The organism is Spirosoma montaniterrae (genome assembly GCF_001988955.1).
In the GTDB taxonomy this organism is placed as follows: Bacteria; Bacteroidota; Bacteroidia; order Cytophagales; family Spirosomataceae; genus Spirosoma; species Spirosoma montaniterrae.
Map to the genome: position 1 here is coordinate 5,277,109 of NZ_CP014263.1, position 19,260 is coordinate 5,296,368.

Below are 19,260 nucleotides of genomic sequence, written 5' to 3' on the forward strand. Positions count from 1 at the left end.
AGAGTTGGATTTATCAGAATAACTTCGCCTATATAGACTATCATGTATTGGCCTGTCAACATTTCGTAAGCGGTAATTTTATACCTTTCCACTATGTTATACACTGCTCAACAAACCGCCCAACTGCCACCCAATGGGTTCCGGTATCTGCGAACATCGCTCAATAACAATGTGTTGACAATCACGCTGAACCGGCCTGAAAAAAAGAATGCGTTACACCCGCCTATGCTGGCCGAACTGGCCTTTGCTCTGGCGTATGCTCACCATACGGCCACGGTTTGGCTGGTAGTGCTGGCGGCTGCGGGCGATACGTTCTGTGCTGGCATGGACCTGCGGGCTTTGGCGGAAGGGGAGACCGAAGCATCGACCGTACCCGAACCGGCTGGCCCGGTTCGGCTGGGTGAGTTGATGGCGGGTCTGCACAAACCCTGTCTGGCGCGGGTGCAGGGACCTGTGTATGCGGGCGGTTTTCTGCTGGTCGGTGGGAGTACCTATGTTTTGGCGGCTGAAAACGCTACGTTTAGTTTGCCTGAAGTGAAGCGTGGGCTATTTCCGTTTCAGGTGCTGGCTGTGTTGATCGACATCATGCCCGTTCGTCAGGCTCTCGATCTATGCTTGCGTGCCCGAACGCTCAGTGCCGCTCAAGCGCAGGACATTGGCTTGGCTACGCATTTGGTTCCTGCCGACGAATTAGATGATGCCGTCTACAACTTAGCTAACGAGTTGAAACAGTTTTCACCAACGGCCCTGCACTATGGACTTCGAGCCGCACATACACTAAAAAGCCTGCCATCCAACGAACAGCAGGCGTATTTGTACGAACAATTTCAGCAACTTCAGCAAACCCCCGACGCCAAAGAAGGGATGGCCGCATTTCTGGAGAAACGCAGGCCGGAATGGGGGAAGAGTTAAAAGTGAAAAATGAAAAGTTGACGCTATCCAAGCACATTCTTCACGGTTTAGTTTTTACCTTATCACTGGCACTTTCGCCGGGTGTCGATAATGGTCTGAATTTTCCAGACTTCGCCCACGCGTACCAGCGTGAAGGCATTGGCTCCGCAGTGGTGTTGTTCCCCGTTGTAGTAGAACTGATACGGAGTAAACGCCGTGGCTAAGTCGCCGTCAATATGCACCATGTAGTCGCCCAGCCGCTCGTCCAGCGCACCAGCTTTCGCCTTACCAACCGACGCGACGAAGCCCGCAATAGGATCATCCTTTACCGACACGTCGCCCGCTTTGTTTAGCACTGTTTGCAGCCGGGCGTTGGGCAGAAACAGCGGCTTCAATGTCGTTGAATCGGCGCGTTTCATTCCCTCAAACAGCGACGAAATCGTTTTACGGACCGCTGCTTCGTCAGGATTCTGAGCAAAGGCGGGGGCAGTCAGGAGAAGCAGGCAAAGAAATTTCATCGCAAGTTTTTTTTAAGGGGAACACGGAGAACCAGGCTGCCTGGCTGTTCGGGATGTAAATCCCGAACCTGATAACTGCGGGTATTCACCCGCGCAAGCGGACAAACGTCCGCTGTTAATAGGTTCGGGATGTAAATCCCGAACAGCACACAAGCGCAACGCAGGAATCTTGTTTAATCTTGTCAATCCTGGTTCAGATGTTTCAGATATACTGGTTCACAATCATCTCATACAACTCCTGCTTACCGCTGATTTGCTTCGGCTCGCCATTATCTAAAGCATACTGGCGCAGGTCTTCGAGCGTAAGTTTACCGGCTTCAAAATCGGCACCGGCACCGCTGTCGTAGCTGGCGTAGCGGTCGGCCCGTAGCTGCTTGTATTTCGACTGGCTCAAAATGGCTTCGGTAGCAATGGCAGCCCGCGCAAATGTATCCATCCCACCAATGTGGGCGATGAAAATATCCTCTAAATCGGTTGAATTTCGGCGCGTTTTAGCATCGAAATTAACCCCACCCGACCGGAAACCGCCCGCTTCCAGAATTACCAGCATGGCTTCGGTCAGTTCGTATACGTCGACTGGAAACTGGTCGGTATCCCAGCCGTTCTGGTAATCGCCCCGGTTAGCATCGATGCTGCCGAGCATGTTATTGTCGGCGGCAACCTGCAACTCATGAGCGAAGGTGTGATTTGCCAGCGTGGCGTGATTGGTTTCTACATTGAGTTCAAAATCATCCTGTAAGCCGTTGCGGTGCAGAAAACCGACTACCGTAGCCGCGTCGAAATCATACTGATGTTTGGTAGGTTCCATCGGCTTAGGCTCGATGTAGAATGCGCCCGTGAAGCCCTGTCTGCGGGCATAATCGCGGCTGATTTGCAGGAACTTAGCCAGGTGTTCCTGTTCGCGTTTCATGTTGGTGTTCAGCAGCGACATGTAGCCTTCACGCCCACCCCAGAACGTGTAGCCGCGCCCACCGAGTTCGATAGTGGCGTCGATGGCGTTTTTCACCTGCCAGCCGCCGTGCGCCAGCACATGAAAATCGGGATTGGTGCTGGCTCCGTTCATGTACCGTTCGTGTGAGAACAGGTTAGCCGTACCCCACAATAGTTTTACGCCACTCGCGGTCTGTTTTTGTTTCAGGTAATCGACCACTTTTCGGAAGTTGCTTTCAAACTCGCTGTTCGATTTTCCTTCGGGAGACACGTCAACGTCGTGGAAGCAATAATATTCCATGCCCATTTTGGTAATGAACTCAAACGCAGCATCAGCCTTGCTGAAAGCCGCGCCGAGCGGGTCGGTTTGGGCGTTCACGTCCCACGGGAAATGCTTTACGCCTGGTCCGAAGGGATCGTTGCCAGTGCCGCAGAACGTGTGCCAGTAGGCTACGGCAAACCGGAACAGATCGCGCATGGGTGTGCCAAGAATCGGGCGGCTGGCATCGTAAAACTTGAATGCCAATGGATTATCCGATTCGCGACCTTCGTATTGAATGGGTTTTTCAACAAATGGGAAATACGCTTTATCGCCAAGCGTTAGGGAAGTCTGAGACATAACGGGTTGGTTTTCTACATAAAAAAGTTCCGAAGGCGAGGCACCGTCGGAACCCTGTGGCATAAAGTAAAGTTCAGCCCGTTTCTCATGATTAACGGGTGTGCATAAGCCATTAAAATCTAAGGGGCCACTCTTTTTTTACCGTGTTCCGACATGGCCCGGCTGGCCTGCCGCGTCATTTTCTTAATGTATTCGGCACGCCGGAACCGCAATGCGCTCCAGTCTTCGTCAATCGCCACCTGCCGCACACCTTCAAACCCCTGCTTGCCCAACTCGGCCCAGCCCGTGTCGCGGTTAAACTCACACTGGTGCCGTTTTGAGGTGCCTTTTGGGTAGGCAAACCACAGCAGCCCATCGCCTTCCACTTTCGCGGCCAAAGCTTCCGTAAGCGTATCAACTTCCTGTTGCGTTTTCACAAACGCCAGTATAAATCCGCCCGTCTGAATCAGAGCCGGGTCGGTTACGATGGTTGCCAGAGGGCGCATGGTTTCAAGCGCTGGCAGAAACGCGTCGGGGGCGTTAACAACGGCCACTTCCGACTGGTCCTTGTAGTTAAGTTTTGTGAAGATCGGGTTCATGGTTGTATGGGAAAAAATTGTAACACAGAGATGCACAGAGCGAATAGAGATACGCAGAGTTTTCTATGTTACTCCGTGTATCTCTATTCGCTCTGTGCATCTCTGTGTCATAACGTCTACGGTTTTTTCCGTTTCAACGCCAGATCGTGGGCTGTGTCGTAGTAAGACCGCAGGTTGGTCCAGTCGAAAACTTCGGCGATGCTTTCAACGCGGTTGCGCTGCTGAATTCGGTCGCGCTGAGCCATCTTCACAAATCGAAACAAGACGTTGGTTAACTGGTCGGCAGCTTCGTTGAAGTTTTGCGTCCGGCGATTGATAACGTAGATACCCCGGTTTTCGTAGTCACGCATGATCTGCATGATGAAGTCGCCAAAACCTGATTGGTCGCTCGTAACGGTCGGAATGCCGCGCACGACGCATTCCAGCGGAGTATAGCCCCACGGCTCGTAGTAACTCGGAAACACACCAAGGTGGCAACCGCGCACAAACTGACTATAATCCAGGCCAAACAGTGGGTTGGTCGAGGCAATAAAATCGGGGTGGTACACGACTTTCACGCGGTCGTATTCGTTGTTGACGAGGTTGGCCTGCCGAATGAACCGCGTCATATCGTCCTCCTGCACGAGGTTATGCGTCACAAAGGGCGGCAGCCGTTTGGTTTTCCAGCTCTGCACCGTCCGGCGGAGCCGCAATCGCCAGTATTCATCAACGAAACTGTTGAGGTCAGGGAGCGTAGTACCGTTGGGGTCGGAGGCTGTTGCCTGAAAAAGCCGCTCACCCACCTGTTTTTCAATAGCCTGCGTAGTTTCCTGAATCTCATCGAGCAAGGCCCGCGAGTGTAGCACGTCGGGATTGATAGACGTGTACGGCTGTTTCGTGACCATGAACATAACAACCGTCATATCCATGTTAGCTTCGCGCATCCGGTAATTGAGCCGGGCTAAGGCTTCGAGCGTAAGGTCGTAGCCTTTATTGGAGAACTCGAACCGGCCCGACGTAAAGAAGTACAGCGTTTTTTCCAGATCGAACGAATAGCTCTGGAAAAAGTGGCCCATCACAAACTCATGAATCTTCTGCTTAAACCGAACGTGCAGGTTCTGAAACTCGTGAACAGCCGCAAACCGGGTAATATTCAGTCCGTTGGGTAATACCAGATCGGGGTTTCGACCTAAGAAGACCTCGCACTCACGCGCCGTAACATCGCTCACCGTCGTGAACACGTGCGACTGAAGTGCAGCCAGCCGCTCGACCGTGGCCTGCGTTTCGATGCCATAATGACGGGCTTCTTTCAGCCAGTCGAAAAACGGTAATTTCCCGTAAAAGCCGGGTTCGTTCTGCGCCAGATACCGCCCCAGCATAGTGGCGTGGGTTGTGAAAACGGTAGCAACCTTGATGTTATCGCGCCGGAGGTCGGGCAGGCCGGTGCTTGCCATCCATTCGTGAAAATGCGCAACCAGATCGACTCGTCTGGCATGGTCGGCAGCCAGCAGCGTAATAAACTGCCGCACCATCTCACCAAATACAATGGTCTGATTAACAAGGTCTTCAACGTTGAGCGTAGTAAGCTGATGATTGAGCCAAAGCTGCGTTTTGATGTAGTTGAGCTGATCGACGCTTACACTATTGATATCGAACAGCACTACGCGCGGACGACCCGTTACGAGCCAGTACCCGTACTCGACGCCGAAACCCATTTGCCGCATCTTCCGAACGGTTTGCCCAATTTCGGTTTCGTCGGAGTCGGTGATCGGTTCAAATTCAGCGGTTGCCCGCTGCGGAAAATACGGGCCGACTGCTACGTAGTTATCGTCCCACTTTTCAACCATTGCCGGTACTTTCGACCGGATTACGGTGTAGATACCGCCGACCTGATTACAAACTTCCCAGGCTATTTCGAGCAGTAATTTTCGCTTCGATGTTGAGAATACGGATTCCAAAGCTATTCTGTGGTTTGGGTGGTTGCGGTTGCCGCTTTGCGCTAAAAACGCCCTAAACTACTGGATGATTTCGGATTTTTGGTCGACGCGTAACAGATACGTTCGAAATCCAGAAGCATAAAGCCAAATTACTTCCAGGATTTTGCTTCGACGACGCGCGTTTGCCCGCCCTGCGAAACGGTGTAGTTGAAACCCGGCTGCAAACTGTAAGCACCGATTTCGCCCTGTTTACTCACCGCCAGCACACCCACCTGCACGTCGTCGATGGTGCCCGCGCCGTTCAGGTATTTGCCGTCTTTAGCAAATGAGCCTTTCGCAATTCGCCGGATAACTTCTTCACATGCCTGCTGGGGCGTTTTGCCTTGCCGCATCAGCTCAACGGCCAGAAATGAGCCACAAGTACGTAATACCAACTCGCCCAGACCGGTAGCGCAGGCTCCGCCAATTTCGTTATCGACAAACAGCCCCGCGCCAATAATGGGCGAATCGCCCACACGCCCGTGCATTTTGTAGGCCAGCCCGCTTGTGGTGCAGGCTCCCGACGCGTCGCCTTTGGCGTCGATAGCGAGCATCCCGATGGTATCGTGCCGCTCAATATTGACCTTTGGTTTATATTCTGCCGTTTTGAGCCATTCGCGCCATTTTGCTTCCGACTCTTTCGTGAGCAGATTCTCTTTTTTGAACCCCTGCGATAGGGCAAACGCCTGTGCGCCTTCGCCCGACAGCATCACATGGGGCGTTTTTTCCATCACGGCCCGCGCCACCGAAATGGGGTGCATGATGTTTTCCAGAAACGTAACCGACCCGGCATTGCCGCGCTCGTCCATAATGCAGGCGTCGAGCGTTACGCGGCCATCGCGGTCAGGCAGGCCACCGTAGCCTACGCTGGTGTCGTTAGGATCGGCTTCAGGTACGCGCACACCCGCTTCCACGGCGTCTAAGGCACGTCCGCTGCGGTTCAGCACCGCTTCGGCGGCAGCATTGGCCTTAGGCTGATTCCAGGTCGAAACAACGATAGGACGGTCTGGTGGTCCGGTCGGGGGCGTAAGGGCGAAGAGTTTTGGCGAAAGAGCCGATAAAGAACTGAGCGTGAGAAAACGGCGACGGTTTAGCATAAGAAAGCGGTTAGTTAATGAACAATCACAAGCTCGTGCTTCATGAGCAAACCAGGCAGATTGTGCAGCGAAAATCGGGCTTTTTTGAGTTTGTTGCTGTCGGGGTTGAGCGTCAGGTTATATGAACTCGAAAAATCGGCTTGTGTCAGGTCGTTATTGTCAAACGTAGCGAATTCTAAGTTGCAGTGATGGAATGTCGTGCCGGATAAATCAGATTTTATGAAGTGTGCTTCGCGCAGGGAGCAATCGGCAAACCGGGCTTTTTTCAATTTTCGGTCGATGAACACCGCATAATTGAGCGGGCATTCCTGAAAGTTAACGTGAAAGCCAAACGGATTGCAAACCGAAAAATCGACGTGCTGGAGGTTGCAATGCAGAAACTGAATGTCGTACAACTTCGTGTTTTTCAGCCCGGCCCGCGTCAGGTCGCAGTGGTCAAACCGGCAATCAATAAAATTGGCACCCGCCAGCGATTGGCCCGACAGATTGAGTTTGCGGAACGTACACTGCTCAAACGTATGGTCGGCCCAACGGGTGGGTAGCTGGTCGGGCCGGTCGAAAAGTAGGTCGAGGTAATCCATTGAATCGGGACGAGTTTGCCGGGCCGAAGATAGGCAACAAGCGGTTGTGCAGCGAAAGGATTGTATCCTGCCTGTTCAATTCGTTACCGCTTGCCGCCGTATAAATGATTCAATCAGCGATTCAGCAGTTAATCAGCCGTTTAGGTTTTACATCCGATGTGTCGGGTAATCTGTTCGTTAAGACGTTTGCCCAACATAAAAATTATAAGCTCGAAGTCGATTTGGTCAATCGACGCATTGTATACGCCGAACCCGTTAAGGTTCACGACAAAACAACCTCCCACTTCGACGCACCCGAAAATTTCGTGGTACTGGAGTGCGTGAATCGTTTGCTCGAAAAAGGCTACGAACCGCAGCATATCGAACTCGAACGGCGGTGGTCATTGGGCCGAACGGGTAAAAGCGGTAAAGCTGACGTTACAGTGATGGGCCGCGACGGGCAGTCACTGATTGTGATTGAGTGCAAAACTGCCGGGAGCGAGTATGAAAAAGAGAAACGCAACACGACTGCCAGCGGGGGACAACTATTCTCGTATCTGCAACAGGACCGCAACACGCGCTTTCTGTGCCTGTACGCATCGGAACTACGAAATGCAGCCGTTCACTACGAAAACGCGATTGTTCAGATTAAAGACCGGCCCGAAGTAACGGAACTGGTTCGCACAGACCCCGACACGGTTGCCTACGAAACGGCCAAAACCAAAGAGGAACTGCACCGGGCCTGGAAAGAAAATTTTAACTGCTACTTCGCGCCTAATGGTATTTTCGACGAGGAGGCTCAAGCGTACAATCCTGAATTTAAGCCCATTAAACGCAAAGACCTGCGGCCCTTCACGCCCGAAGAAGGTCGGCAACTGTTCAACGCGTTTGAAGAAATCCTGCGCCACAACAACATCTCCGACCGCTCCAACGCCTTTAATCGGATTCTGTCGCTGATTCTGTGCAAGATCGTTGACGAACGTAAGCAGCCCAACGAAGAAACCGGCTTTCAGGTTAAAGAAGCCACCGACACGCCCGAATCCATTCAGGAACGGCTGCAACGGCTGTATCAGCAGGGAATGCAGGATTACCTGAAAGAAGAGTTTACGTACATTTCGGAAGAGCAGGTTGACGAAATCGTCAGCCGGTTTCCGCGCCAGACGGCCCAGCGCGAAATCAGAGAGATAGTGCGAAAGCTGAAATTTTACAGCAACAACGAGTTTGCGTTCAAGGAAGTCCACAACGAATCGCTGTTCAACGAAAACGCAAAGGTGCTGAACGAGATTCTGGCCCTGCTGCAATACAAACAGTTTCGCTATCAGCGCACCGACGCCCACCAGTACAAACACCAGAAACGCTACCTCGGCGACTTTTTCGAGTTGCTTTTAGATGCGGGCTACAAACAAACCGCCGGGCAATTCTTTACGCCCCTGCCCGTGGCCCGGTTTATTGTGAAGTCGCTGCCGCTACGCGAGATGATGCAGGAAAAATTAGCAGCCCAGCGGCCCAATTTTCTGCCCTACGTGATCGACTACGCCTGCGGGTCGGGGCATTTTCTGACCGAGGTGATGGAAGAAATTCAGCACCACATCGACCAACTGCCGCCCACCTACAGCGACGACGTAAACCAGAACCTGACCCACTGGCAAAAAGCCGACTGGACCGGCGAGTTTATCTACGGCATCGAGAAAGATTACCGGCTGGCCCGCACCGCCAAAGTAGCCTGTTTTATGAACGGCGACGGCGAAGCCAACATCATTTTCGGCGATGGACTGGAAGATTACACCCGCCCCGTGAAAGGCCGCAACTACAAGTTTGCGCCCCAGTTCGACGCCGTGGTGGCAAACCCGCCCTACTCCATTCAGAGTTTTAAAACGCACCTCGGCCTGAAAAACAGCCAGTTTTCGCTCTATGATTCCCTGACCGAATCGGCGTCGGAGATTGAGGTACTGTTTGTGGAACGCACGGCCCAACTGCTGCGCGAGGGGGGTGTGGCGGGGGTGGTGCTGCCCTCCAGCATCCTGAGCAATACGGGCATTTACACCCGCGCCCGCGAACTGATGCTGCAACGGTTTGAACTTCGGGCCATTGTGGAGTTCGGCTCCAATACGTTTATGGCAACCGGCACCAACACCGTGACGCTGTTTCTGACCCGTCGCAACGACCGCCTGGCCGACGACTTCCGGGCCGTAGCCGATGATTTTATCCTGAAAAATCAGTTCCGCCCCGACGATTTCACCGACACCGAAGCCCTGCTGGCGGCTTATGCCAGCCGCCACAACCTCAGCGTGGCCGATTACCGCTCGCTGCTCAGTAAAACCCCCACCGAAGTCTTGCTACAGAGCGACTTATGGCGCGACTACGACCGCTGGTTTGCTGACCTGACCGAGACCAAAAACCGGCGCGACACTAAAAAAGCCGAAGGCAAAGCGTTTGCCAAACTCAGCCCCGACGAGCAGCAGCAGGAACTGACGCGGCTGTTCTACGAGCGCGTGCTGCCCCGCGAACACGACCGCTTTCTGTATTTCTGCCTGACCTACCAGCAGCCCACGCTGATTGTGCGCCTGCCCGCCGACGGTGCCGAAGAAAAACGCTTCTTAGGCTACGAGTTTAGCCGACGCCGGGGCGACGAGGGCATCAAACTCTATCAGGACGCGCAGGGCCGCCACCAAACCACGCTCTACGACGAAGAGGAACTGCACCACCCCGATAAGCTGAACACATTAGTGTGGCAGGCTCTGAGCGGCAGGCAGCCCACCATCCCCGACGCGCTCCGGCCCCATGCCAACGTCGTGGATTTGGCCGACTGCTTAGACGTTACGCGGGTCGAGTTTGAGAAGCAAATTGGGTTGGCAACACAAACCACTAACTCGGCTTTATACTGGACATTCGTTAAGCAGGGCATCCCACTCACTACGTTGAACGATATAAAAAACGCTGCTAAAACGTGGTAAGTCAGCCACTTATAGCACCAGTGAAGTGCAGATTATCAAGTCGGGGCAGGCACGTGGGTACAAAGACTTCGATTTTACGCATAAATACTACTTAGCCAGTGCCGATGGTTTAGACGAGCGACAGTTACAGAAAGGCGATATTTTAATCAACTCAACGGGTGTAGGCACAGCGGGCCGGGTTACGCTTTTCGACCTCGATGGTTTGTTCGTGGCCGATAGCCACATTACTATTCTGCGCTTAGACCAGAAACGCACGTTGCCAGGCTATGTTCTTTATGCCCTCGCTCACATTGGATTCAAGAATATTGAAGCAATGGCTAATGGTGCAAGTGGTCAGATAGAACTTCCATTATCAACCATCGAACGCATCAAAATTCCCCTTCCTCCGCTTGCTGTACAGCAGCAGATTGTGGCCGAAATAGAAGCCATTGAAGCGCAGGAAGCGGTTGATAAACAGCAGATTCAGGAATGCCGCGAGGAGATGGAGCAGGTGATGGAAAACATGCCCGGAACCCCAACGCCCGTCCGCAGTCTGGCCCAGATTAATCCGCCTAAAGATGAAGTAGCCAAACTACCCGCCGATTCGTTGGTGTCGTTTATTGACATGGCTTCGTTGAGCAACGAGGGCGGCATTACGCACAACGAAGACCGGCCTTTGTCAGCCGTTCAAAAAGGCTACACCTATTTCCGGGAGGGCGACGTATTGTTTGCCAAAATCACGCCTTGCATGGAAAATGGCAAGGGCGCACTGGCAATCGGTCTCACGAATAAAATCGGGTTTGGCAGCACCGAATTTTTTGTGATACGGCCCAACGGATTGCTGAAAGCCGAGTTGCTATACCGCTTCCTGCAACGCCGGTCGTATCGGGCAGAAGCCGAAAAAGTGATGACGGGCGCATCGGGCCACCGGCGCGTACCAAAGACATTCCTGGAGAATACGCTGGTCAACGTTCCTTCGCCCGCTGAGCAGGAAACACTGGCAATCCAACTCCAGAATCTCGAAAATCGCATCCGGGAAGCTCAGGCTCGGCTGGCGGGCGTGGCCGGGCAGAAGGCCGAGGTGCTGAAGCGGTATCTGTAAGCACGCCATTTTATGAAGCAAATCTACCCACCATTGCTGGCAGCGGGTTTTCAGGAAATTGGTCCCTGGCAGTTAGATCAGCAGTTTTTGGAGCCTTTTGGCGAAAATGAACGGCGTCTCCATTTAATAAACCGACTGCGGGTTTATCTGAACGACCTGATTAACTTAGGCATTCCACTCGAAATCTGGCTCGATGGCTCGTTTGTTACACGCAAACCCGAACCCGACGATGTAGATATGGTGGTTTGGGTTCAGGCAAGCGATATAGATCAACTGCCAGCGGCCCATAAACTAAAATTTCGGCTCTTGCTGATGGACCGTGACCGGGTACGAAGTTTGTATGATGTTGATGTGTACTGGGCCATCCCAACCAGCGATCACGAGCGAGAGAAATGGCAATGTATGTTTGGCTTCGACCAATCGCCTGTGCCAAAACCAAAAGGAATTTTTAAACTAACGCTGAACCATGCCTAACATCGCCCACATAGACTCTATGCTTCGTATGGCCCGGCAAACCCTCGCCGAGCGCGAGCGCGAACGGGAAACACAGCCTGATAGCTTTGCGTGGCAGTGTGCGGTTGAGTCAGCGCAGATGCACGTAGACGAACTGACACGCCAGTTGGTTGACGCCAAGAAACAGCGGGAAATAGAACTTGTTGAAATACGTCTGACTGGTAAGTTAGCCCGGTTTGGGTCGTTGCCTATGAGCGTACTGGGCCGCATTTCCACAGCTTTTGAAGAAGTATTGGTTCAGGCAGGGCGCACACTTCGGCAACAGGAAACCGTTGAAGCGATCCGTTCGCTGTTCGACGTCCGGCTGAAGGCTGTTGCCCCTGGCTCAACTCGTCTGTTTATTACATTGCAAACAAATCCCGATTTATTTGGTGATAGTCTGGCCGAAACCTGTCTGACGCATACATTTAACCTGCTGAAAGTAGAAACGCCCGTTGAAGCCCAAACGCAGGTACGTAAGGTTGGCCGTAAAGGCACACAACAGCTATCGAAACTACTAAAAGTTTTAGATGAGAATTATCTGGAAGCGCATGTAAACTGGCAGTCGCCAACGGATAAATTTTTTACCTGGGAAGGCAAATTGGGTCGTATTCGAGAGTTAAGCCAAACCTTCGATAGAATCGTGGCAAACGAGCCGGAAGAAGTGGCCGTAGAAGGTACAGTTTACACTGAAAGTATTCGCAAACGCTTTGAGGTGCAGGATGCATCAGGCTTCATTTATGGCGGATCAGTCCCCGATTCGTTGATGAATTCGCTAACTGCGCTTCGTGTAGGCGAACCTTGCCGGGCCATATTGTTAGAGACGATACATGAAAACCCGACCACAGGTCAGCAGCAAAAATTATATCAGTTAAAGTACATTGCGCCATTGCCAGCACAGTCAACACTACAGCCCACACAGCTATCACTTTTTTAATTGATGACCCCTCCCGACAAACACATTCTTCTGATGGATGGCCCCGATAGTAAGGGGCTTATTTACCACGTAACGGGCGTTCTGTATCGGCACGGCCTGAACATCATTCACAATGATGAGTACGTTAGCCCCAATGGTCAGTTTTTTATGCGTACTGAGTTTGAATCTGCTCCAGACGTTACGTTCGACAGCGCGGCCTTACTGTCGGAATTAAACACCGCCCTGCCAAATGCCGAAGGTATTACGTTCCGGCTGAACCCGAAACGGAAGAAAAACATAGTGGTATTGGTCACGAAAGAACACCACTGTCTCGGCGATTTGCTGATCCGGTATGCCTTCGATGAGTTAGATGCTGATATTCTGGCCGTTGTGAGCAATTATAACCACCTGCAACCGTTAGTCAGCAAGTTTGGAATCCCGTTTCACTACGTCTCACACGAAGGTCGCAGCCGCGAAGAACATGAAGAGGCTATCCTACGAACGCTTTCTATTTATGAGCCGGAGTATTTGGTGCTGGCAAAATACATGCGCGTGCTGACATCCGATTTTGTGAACCGTTTTCCGAATCGGATTGTCAACATTCACCACTCGTTTTTACCTGCGTTCGTCGGAGCCAGCCCCTACCGGCAGGCGTATGAGCGGGGTGTAAAAATCATCGGTGCCACAGCCCATTTCGTGAATAACGACCTCGATGAAGGACCGATTATTGCCCAGAACGTAAAGGAAGTTGACCACCGGCACACCGCCAGCGATATGGCTACCGAAGGCCGCGACGTCGAGAAAATCGTGCTGTCGCAAGCGTTGAAGCTGGTTTTCAACGACCGCGTATTCATCGCTGGAAATCGGGCGATTGTGTTGTAGGTCAGCACAGGCTACACACCGCCCGAATCTTCTCCTCGTCGGCTTCTATCCGTTCATACTCCCCCGGCACTGCCGAGGCCATCGAAACCGCAGCCTGACGAAACAACATTCCGCTTTCATTTCGCTGACTGCCACTGAGGTGCAGCGCGTCGACGCCCGCTTCGCGCAGTCGGGTAGCGTTCTGTGCGTTTACGCCCGCCCCGCCCATGATTTCGATGCGCCCGGCTGCCTGCTTTACCAACTGCCGTAAAATGGGCAAACCCGCTTCGGCGGTGGGTTGCTGCCCCGATGTCAGGATGCGAGCGGCACCGGTACGGATAACGGCTTCGAGTGCTTCGAGCGGGTCGCGGGTCATATCGAAGGCGCGGTGGAACGTAACGGGCAGCGGGTGAGCTAATTCAACCAACTGGCGGGTTCGGATTTCGTCGACGGTGCCAGTAGCGTTCAGAATGCCCAGCACGACGCCATCGGCACCGAACGAACGAGCCAGTTCAATGTCGGCCTGCATTACCATAAATTCAGTGTCTGAATAAAGAAAATCGCCCCCGCGTGGCCGAATCATGACGTATAGCGGTATAGTGAGGTACTGCCGGGCGAGCTGAATCAGGCCCGCACTGGGCGTGGTTCCACCCTCGGCCATGCCGCCACAGAGTTCGATACGCCCGGCCCCGGCGCGTTGAGCCGTCAGACACGATTCGAGCGAATAAGCGCAGACTTCAACCATTTTTTACTTGAGTTCAAACAATCATAAAACTACGGCGTTATTCGCCTGAATCCCGGTTAATTATCGCAACGTAACATTTTTGCAGAAAATAGCTTGGATATTAACCATTTTTTTACTTTTGCACCCTCATTCAGAAAGAGTCATTTAAATACGCAACACACTATGTACTGGACACTTGAACTTGCTTCTTACCTGGAAGATGCACCCTGGCCTGCTACCAAAGATGAACTGATTGATTACTCGATTCGGTCGGGTGCTCCGCTGGAAGTGGTCGAAAACCTTCAGGAGCTTGAAGATGACGGTCAGCCTTACGAAAGCATCGAAGAAATCTGGCCCGACTATCCAACCAAAGACGACTTTTTCTTTAATGAAGACGAGTATTGATTTGTAGTCATTTCTTGTCGTTGGTACTCGCCTGGGGTACATACGGCTTTATCGGGTAATTCTGCAAAACAACAATCCCTCATTCATTAGAGAGTGAGGGATTGCTGTTTTTAGTATAGGTTATTCTTGAACGTGACTGTTCAGGCTATCGGGTTTTTACGTATTCGTCCCAATTGATTTCGGCCTGTGGACGGGCAAGTTGCTGGAAGATGCTGCCCCGGTCGAACGTAACGTCGACGTTTTGGGCGTTCAGGCGGTTGTACCGGCGTAAATCGACCCAGCGGTGGCCCCAGGGTTCGGCCCAAAGCGAATACCGACGCTGAAATAAAATCTCGTCGATCAGCGCGTCGCGGGTAGTAGCTCCGGCATATTGACTAATGCCTGCTGCCGTGCGAATCCGGTTGATGTTGGCAACGGCCTGCGCCGTATTGCCCAATTGCGCGTTGGCTTCAGCCGCCAGCAGCACCAACTCTTCGTTGCGGAAAAACTTAACCTCCGACGTATTCAGCGGATACCGGCGATCCTGATACTGACCAGACAACGGCGTTCCGTCAGACGTAACGGTTACGGGGGCGGTTCGGCGAAAAAACTTGGTTCGCACCCGCAGGTCTCCCGCCAGCGTATCGCGCAGCACCGACGGATGCACCACCATCAGCGTATTGACATTGGCATTCAGCACAAAAAATAGCGGATTGAACGCATCGGGCGGAGCACCGTAGGTATGCGCCGGGCCTTGATTCAGATCGCCCGTGAGGCTGTAGAACGAGCCGCTGAGCGCATCGAGCGTACCCTGCCAGTCTTGCCGGTAGGCCGATAGCCGGGCGGCAATGGCGCGGTTCAGTTGCCGGATGCTGGCAATGGTAGAAAACCCATTGTTGGTAAAGCCCGACGTAAGCCGCATCGGAAACGCGCCCGTTCCGGCATTACCCAGTTCCTGATTGGCTTCATCGAGTAGTCCTTTGATGCGGGTCAGCGACTCGGCGTAGGGCAAAAACGGGCCGGGATTGAGCGGGTCTTTTACGTCGAAGCGCAGGCCGTTCTGAAACTGTCCGTTGGCAATAATCATGTACTGATACGCCTGGATAGTTTTAGCGAAACCTGATAGGGCGTTCTTTTCAGGATCGGTCAGCGAACCAGTATTGCGTGCGGCATCGAGTAAAATATTCGCCTGTAGAATAGCCGTGTACGGGTTCTGGTACGAGGCCAAGTAGCCAAACATATTAACGTTGGCCGTGCGTCCGCTCATGCCGAGCCAGTCGGTTTGCCAGCGCGGGTCCGATGCGTTCAGATACCACAGTTCGCGGCCTAAACTACCGAAAAGCATCGTGATAGTGAACACATAATCGCGGTGACGTGCCTCTAATCCGGTAACCAAGTTCTGTACCTGACTACGCGACGCATTGCTGCCTACACTCGCCAGCGACGGGTTGTTGGGGTCAATGGCAGGTTCGAGTTCTACCACTGAGCAGCCGGAGATTGCCCCCGACAGGCCAGCCGTAATAAGTATATATAAGATCGTCTTTTTCATGTTTCCCTGATTAAAACTCAACTACCAAATGCCCGAAGAAACGACGCTGCGTAGGGTACGGCGCAATATCGACGCCCGACGCTACAGCCTGAATACCAAACGTTGACGTTTCGGGATCGTAGCCGAAATAGTTGGTGAACGTAAGCGGGTTTTGCGCCGAAGCCCCAATGCGTACCCGCGAAATTTTGTTGTTGAACACCTTGCTCAACGCCGTAGTCGGAACGGTGTAATACAGAGCTACTTCACGCAAACGAACGTAGCTCGCATCCTGCACCCAACGGTCGGCACCATTGTGGGGTGGTATCCCGCGCCGACGGCCTTCGGGCACGCCATTGGGTACGTCGGCTCCGTTGAACCAGCCCGGCGTTGTACCGCCCGAATCCGACAGAAACTGCGTCAGGTTAATGTTATCTCCGCCTTCTTTCCAGTGCCACAAAAAGTTCAGGTCGAAGTACTTGAAGAAGTTAATCTCGTTCTGCCACGACATCTGAAAACGCGGTTGGTTGTCGCCCAGCCGGAACGCGCCGGTGCGGATGCCGTCGGTCAGCAAAGGCGTATCATTGGGGTCGGGTGTACCGTCGGGAAGTCGGCGTTGTGGGCGCGTGCCTACGATGGTGGTGGGCGAGAAGCCTTCCTGATACAGGAACGTGCCGAGCGTAGTTCCGAACGCCCCGGCGTTGTAGGCCGGAATGCCTAATTGCCGCAGCAGAATCCGGTTTTGCCACCACAACACCCGCGTCGACCAGCGGAGGTTTTCGGTCTGTACGGGCGTGGCTCCCAGCGAGAGTTCCCACCCTTTGTTGCTTAACCGGGCCAGATTGCTCGGCACCGTGGCGAAACCCGATGCGGGCGAGAGAGCTAAGTTCTGAATGTTGTCGCGGGTTTCTTTGTCGTAGTACGTCGCTTCAACCTGAATGCGGTTGTTGAACAGGCCAAAATCAAGCCCCATTTCTAATTCAGACGCCCGCTCGGGCAGAATATTTACCTCGCCCAGCGCAGTTGAGGCCACCGAACCCAGAATACCGCCCACTACCTGCGGGTTCAGGGCCGAGAACGTAGCACCAAAGTTGGGTACGCCCGCCGTTTCGCCGTAAGCTATGCGCGGTTTAAACTGCGAGAATACATTGCCGATAGCCGAGTTGCGGAAGAAATCGAAGTTGCCGACATTAACGGCCAGCGACGCTTTTGGGAAGTAGAAGAACTGGTTGGCGTTACCAATCAATGTCGATTTATCGCCCCGAATACCCACCGTAGCAATCACCTTATCGTCCCAGTTAGCTTCCTGTTGGGCAAACCAGCCAATATCGGTCACATTCTGAAATCGCTGGTCGAAAATCTCCTGAATCTGGCTCTGCCGCAGGTTTACCTGCCCACCAACCAGGCCCCGGGCGCGGGTCAGCAGCCGGTCTTCGCGGAAAAATAGCCGCACCATGCCCACCTGCGAGTTCAGATTTACCTTGCCGATGTTCCAGTTATACACCAACGCTCCCTGCAAGTTGGTATTTACGTTTTCGGTTTTGCCCCAGATTACGTCGCCGGGATTGCCCTGCGCCCGCTGAAACTGCAAATCTTCGGGCAGATACACCTGCGTAGTGTTCTGTGTGAAATCTAAGCCGCCCTGCGCCACAAACTTCAGTAGTGACTGCTCCGATTTATAAATATTAGCCGTTAGATTGAACGACTGAATGAAGCGGTTGACCCGTGAGTTATTGATGCCTCTCTCGGTAACGGCAACCGGATTTTCAGCAAAATACGGGTTGTCGGGGTAGCGGCCCGTGGTGGGGTCGGCAAATAGGTTGAAGTAGTTGGGCACGTAGGCAATGTTGTAGCCGATACTGGCACCCGTATTGTTCTGATTGCCCGTAAAACCCCGGTCGGTAACACTGTTGATGTAGTTGGAGCCAACCGACAGCGTAATGTCGTTCGTAATTTTCTGATCGACGTTGGCCCGGATTGAGTACCGTTTGAAACCCGTTCGGCGAATGATACCTTTTTCGTCGGTAATTGCCCCCGAAACAAAGAATTTGGTACGTTCATTGCCACCCGAAATGCCGAGCCGCGTATTCGAGAGCGGGGCCGTATTGCCATAAAAATATTTTTCGTAATCCCAGGTTTGGCCGTTAGCTGCCCGGAAACGGTCGAGTTCGGTTTGCTGCCGCGCTGCCGGGAAAAATGTCCTGATTTTAGCCTCGCTCCAGTTATCGACACCCAGCAGCCGTTGCGGAATAGCCGCGCCATAATCCTGCGCAAACGATACCTTCGTTCGGCCCGACGTACCGCGTTTGGTGGTGATGATGATTACCCCGGCGTTGGCCCGCGTTCCATAAATGGCAGCCGCCGATGGCCCTTTCAGCACCTCGATGTTTTCAATGTCATTCGGGTTAATATCTGACAGGCGGTTGGATGCATCATCCTGATTCTCAATAGCCGATGCGCCCGTTACGGTGCCCCGCCCGGAGCGGTTAGTGTTGTTGTTGATATACACCCCGTCTACAATATACAGCGGCTGCGACGCGCCCACGAGCGACGAAATACCGCGCAACTGCACCGACGTGCCGCCACCCGGTGCTCCGCCGTTAGTGTTGATGTTTACGCCCGGCAGTTTGCCGTATAGCGCGTTGTCGGTGGTTTGAATCTGCGTAGTGCCAAGCAGTTGCTGCGCCGAAATCGTGCTGACCGCATTGGCAAGATTGCTTCGTTTTATGCTCGATGCCAGACCCGTTACGACTACTTCTTCAAGGTTGTTGATCGTTTCGGTCAGTGAAACATCGAGCGTTGTTGCGCCCCTGACATCGACGCTGCGAGTGGTAAAACCGACTGCCGAAAAAACAAGCGTAGCCGGACCATTCTGCCGGGTAGTGATCTGGAAGGTGCCGTTGGCATCGGTCACGCTGCCGATGTTGGTGCCTTTGATGGCTAAGTTCACGCCCGGCAAAGCCTGTCCCGAAGGATCGGTTACTTTACCCCGGATGCTGTACTGCGCCAGTGCTGCCGACGAACTCAGCAGACCCAGTAAACAGACAAACCATCGAAGTTGTTGTTTGTCGAAATGTACCATAGAGTAAGTAGTTTTAAAAAATTAGTTTGTGAATGAACATTTCAACAAGTTTTCTATCGAGGTGTTTTCAAAATCAAGTATAACTTATGGGTC

16 protein-coding genes are annotated in these 19,260 nt (G+C 53.0%); 7 read left to right on the top strand and 9 right to left on the bottom strand.

All coding sequences use genetic code 11. The features are described 5' to 3' along the window. The first annotated feature begins 93 nt into the window (after window positions 1–93). On the top strand, window positions 94–912 hold the full coding sequence (locus tag AWR27_RS22715; protein WP_077133307.1) for an enoyl-CoA hydratase/isomerase family protein: 819 nt from the start codon (window positions 94–96) through the stop codon (window positions 910–912). 62 nt (window positions 913–974) lie between these two features. Here AWR27_RS22715 and AWR27_RS22720 read toward each other — a convergent pair whose 3' ends face one another. The 6 genes from AWR27_RS22720 to AWR27_RS22745 all read right to left on the bottom strand — a co-directional run bounded on the left by AWR27_RS22720 (window position 975) and on the right by AWR27_RS22745 (window position 7,169). Beyond that, window positions 975–1,409 (bottom strand): nuclear transport factor 2 family protein, encoded by a 435-nt coding sequence (locus tag AWR27_RS22720; RefSeq protein WP_077133308.1) that lies wholly within the window; start codon window positions 1,407–1,409, stop codon window positions 975–977. 202 nt (window positions 1,410–1,611) lie between these two features. Beyond that, entirely contained in the window at window positions 1,612–2,958 is a 1,347-nt protein-coding gene (xylA, locus tag AWR27_RS22725; RefSeq protein WP_077134155.1) for a xylose isomerase, read from the bottom strand. 119 nt (window positions 2,959–3,077) lie between these two features. Then, the gene (locus AWR27_RS22730) at window positions 3,078–3,536 is read right to left on the bottom strand and encodes a hypothetical protein (RefSeq protein WP_077133309.1); all 459 of its coding nucleotides are present in this window, start codon (window positions 3,534–3,536) and stop codon (window positions 3,078–3,080) included. A 116-nt stretch (window positions 3,537–3,652) separates the two neighbouring features. Further along, complete coding sequence (locus tag AWR27_RS22735) at window positions 3,653–5,473, bottom strand: glycosyltransferase (protein ID WP_077133310.1); 1,821 nt, start codon at window positions 5,471–5,473, stop codon at window positions 3,653–3,655. Window positions 5,474–5,601: 128 nt separating this feature from the next. Further along, window positions 5,602–6,588: an isoaspartyl peptidase/L-asparaginase family protein gene (locus AWR27_RS22740; RefSeq protein WP_077133311.1), complete on the bottom strand. Its 987-nt coding sequence runs from the start codon at window positions 6,586–6,588 to the stop codon at window positions 5,602–5,604. A gap of 14 nt (window positions 6,589–6,602) precedes the next feature. Further along, on the bottom strand, window positions 6,603–7,169 hold the full coding sequence (locus AWR27_RS22745; RefSeq protein WP_077133312.1) for a pentapeptide repeat-containing protein: 567 nt from the start codon (window positions 7,167–7,169) through the stop codon (window positions 6,603–6,605). A 104-nt stretch (window positions 7,170–7,273) separates the two neighbouring features. Here AWR27_RS22745 and AWR27_RS22750 point away from each other — a divergent pair, with 104 nt between their 5' ends. From AWR27_RS22750 to purU, 5 genes are read left to right on the top strand one after another with little or no spacing between them, the layout of a single operon-like run. Next, the gene (locus AWR27_RS22750; RefSeq protein WP_077133313.1) at window positions 7,274–10,102 is read left to right on the top strand and encodes an N-6 DNA methylase; all 2,829 of its coding nucleotides are present in this window, start codon (window positions 7,274–7,276) and stop codon (window positions 10,100–10,102) included. Between the two features lie 25 nt (window positions 10,103–10,127). Then, complete coding sequence (locus tag AWR27_RS25615; protein ID WP_077133314.1) at window positions 10,128–11,183, top strand: restriction endonuclease subunit S; 1,056 nt, start codon at window positions 10,128–10,130, stop codon at window positions 11,181–11,183. Window positions 11,184–11,195: 12 nt separating this feature from the next. Continuing rightward, window positions 11,196–11,657 (top strand): DUF6932 family protein, encoded by a 462-nt coding sequence (locus AWR27_RS22760; protein WP_077133315.1) that lies wholly within the window; start codon window positions 11,196–11,198, stop codon window positions 11,655–11,657. After that, window positions 11,650–12,612 (top strand): hypothetical protein, encoded by a 963-nt coding sequence (locus tag AWR27_RS22765; protein ID WP_157579291.1) that lies wholly within the window; start codon window positions 11,650–11,652, stop codon window positions 12,610–12,612. Before AWR27_RS22760 ends, AWR27_RS22765 begins: the two co-directional genes overlap by 8 nt. A gap of 3 nt (window positions 12,613–12,615) precedes the next feature. Further along, window positions 12,616–13,473: a formyltetrahydrofolate deformylase gene (gene purU, locus AWR27_RS22770; RefSeq protein WP_077133317.1), complete on the top strand. Its 858-nt coding sequence runs from the start codon at window positions 12,616–12,618 to the stop codon at window positions 13,471–13,473. 1 nt (window position 13,474) lies between these two features. Here the strand turns inward: purU and AWR27_RS22775 are convergent, their stop codons facing one another. Next, window positions 13,475–14,197, bottom strand: a complete 723-nt coding sequence (locus AWR27_RS22775) for a copper homeostasis protein CutC (RefSeq protein ID WP_077133318.1) — start codon at window positions 14,195–14,197, stop codon at window positions 13,475–13,477. Between the two features lie 162 nt (window positions 14,198–14,359). On the opposite strand from AWR27_RS22775, the gene AWR27_RS22780 reads away from it, so the two are divergent. After that, window positions 14,360–14,581, top strand: a complete 222-nt coding sequence (locus tag AWR27_RS22780; protein ID WP_009284883.1) for a DUF2795 domain-containing protein — start codon at window positions 14,360–14,362, stop codon at window positions 14,579–14,581. 145 nt (window positions 14,582–14,726) lie between these two features. Here the strand turns inward: AWR27_RS22780 and AWR27_RS22785 are convergent, their stop codons facing one another. Further along, entirely contained in the window at window positions 14,727–16,109 is a 1,383-nt protein-coding gene (locus AWR27_RS22785) for a RagB/SusD family nutrient uptake outer membrane protein (RefSeq protein WP_077133319.1), read from the bottom strand. Between the two features lie 10 nt (window positions 16,110–16,119). After that, on the bottom strand, window positions 16,120–19,167 hold the full coding sequence (locus AWR27_RS22790; RefSeq protein ID WP_077133320.1) for a SusC/RagA family TonB-linked outer membrane protein: 3,048 nt from the start codon (window positions 19,165–19,167) through the stop codon (window positions 16,120–16,122). Window positions 19,168–19,260: the final 93 nt, after the last annotated feature.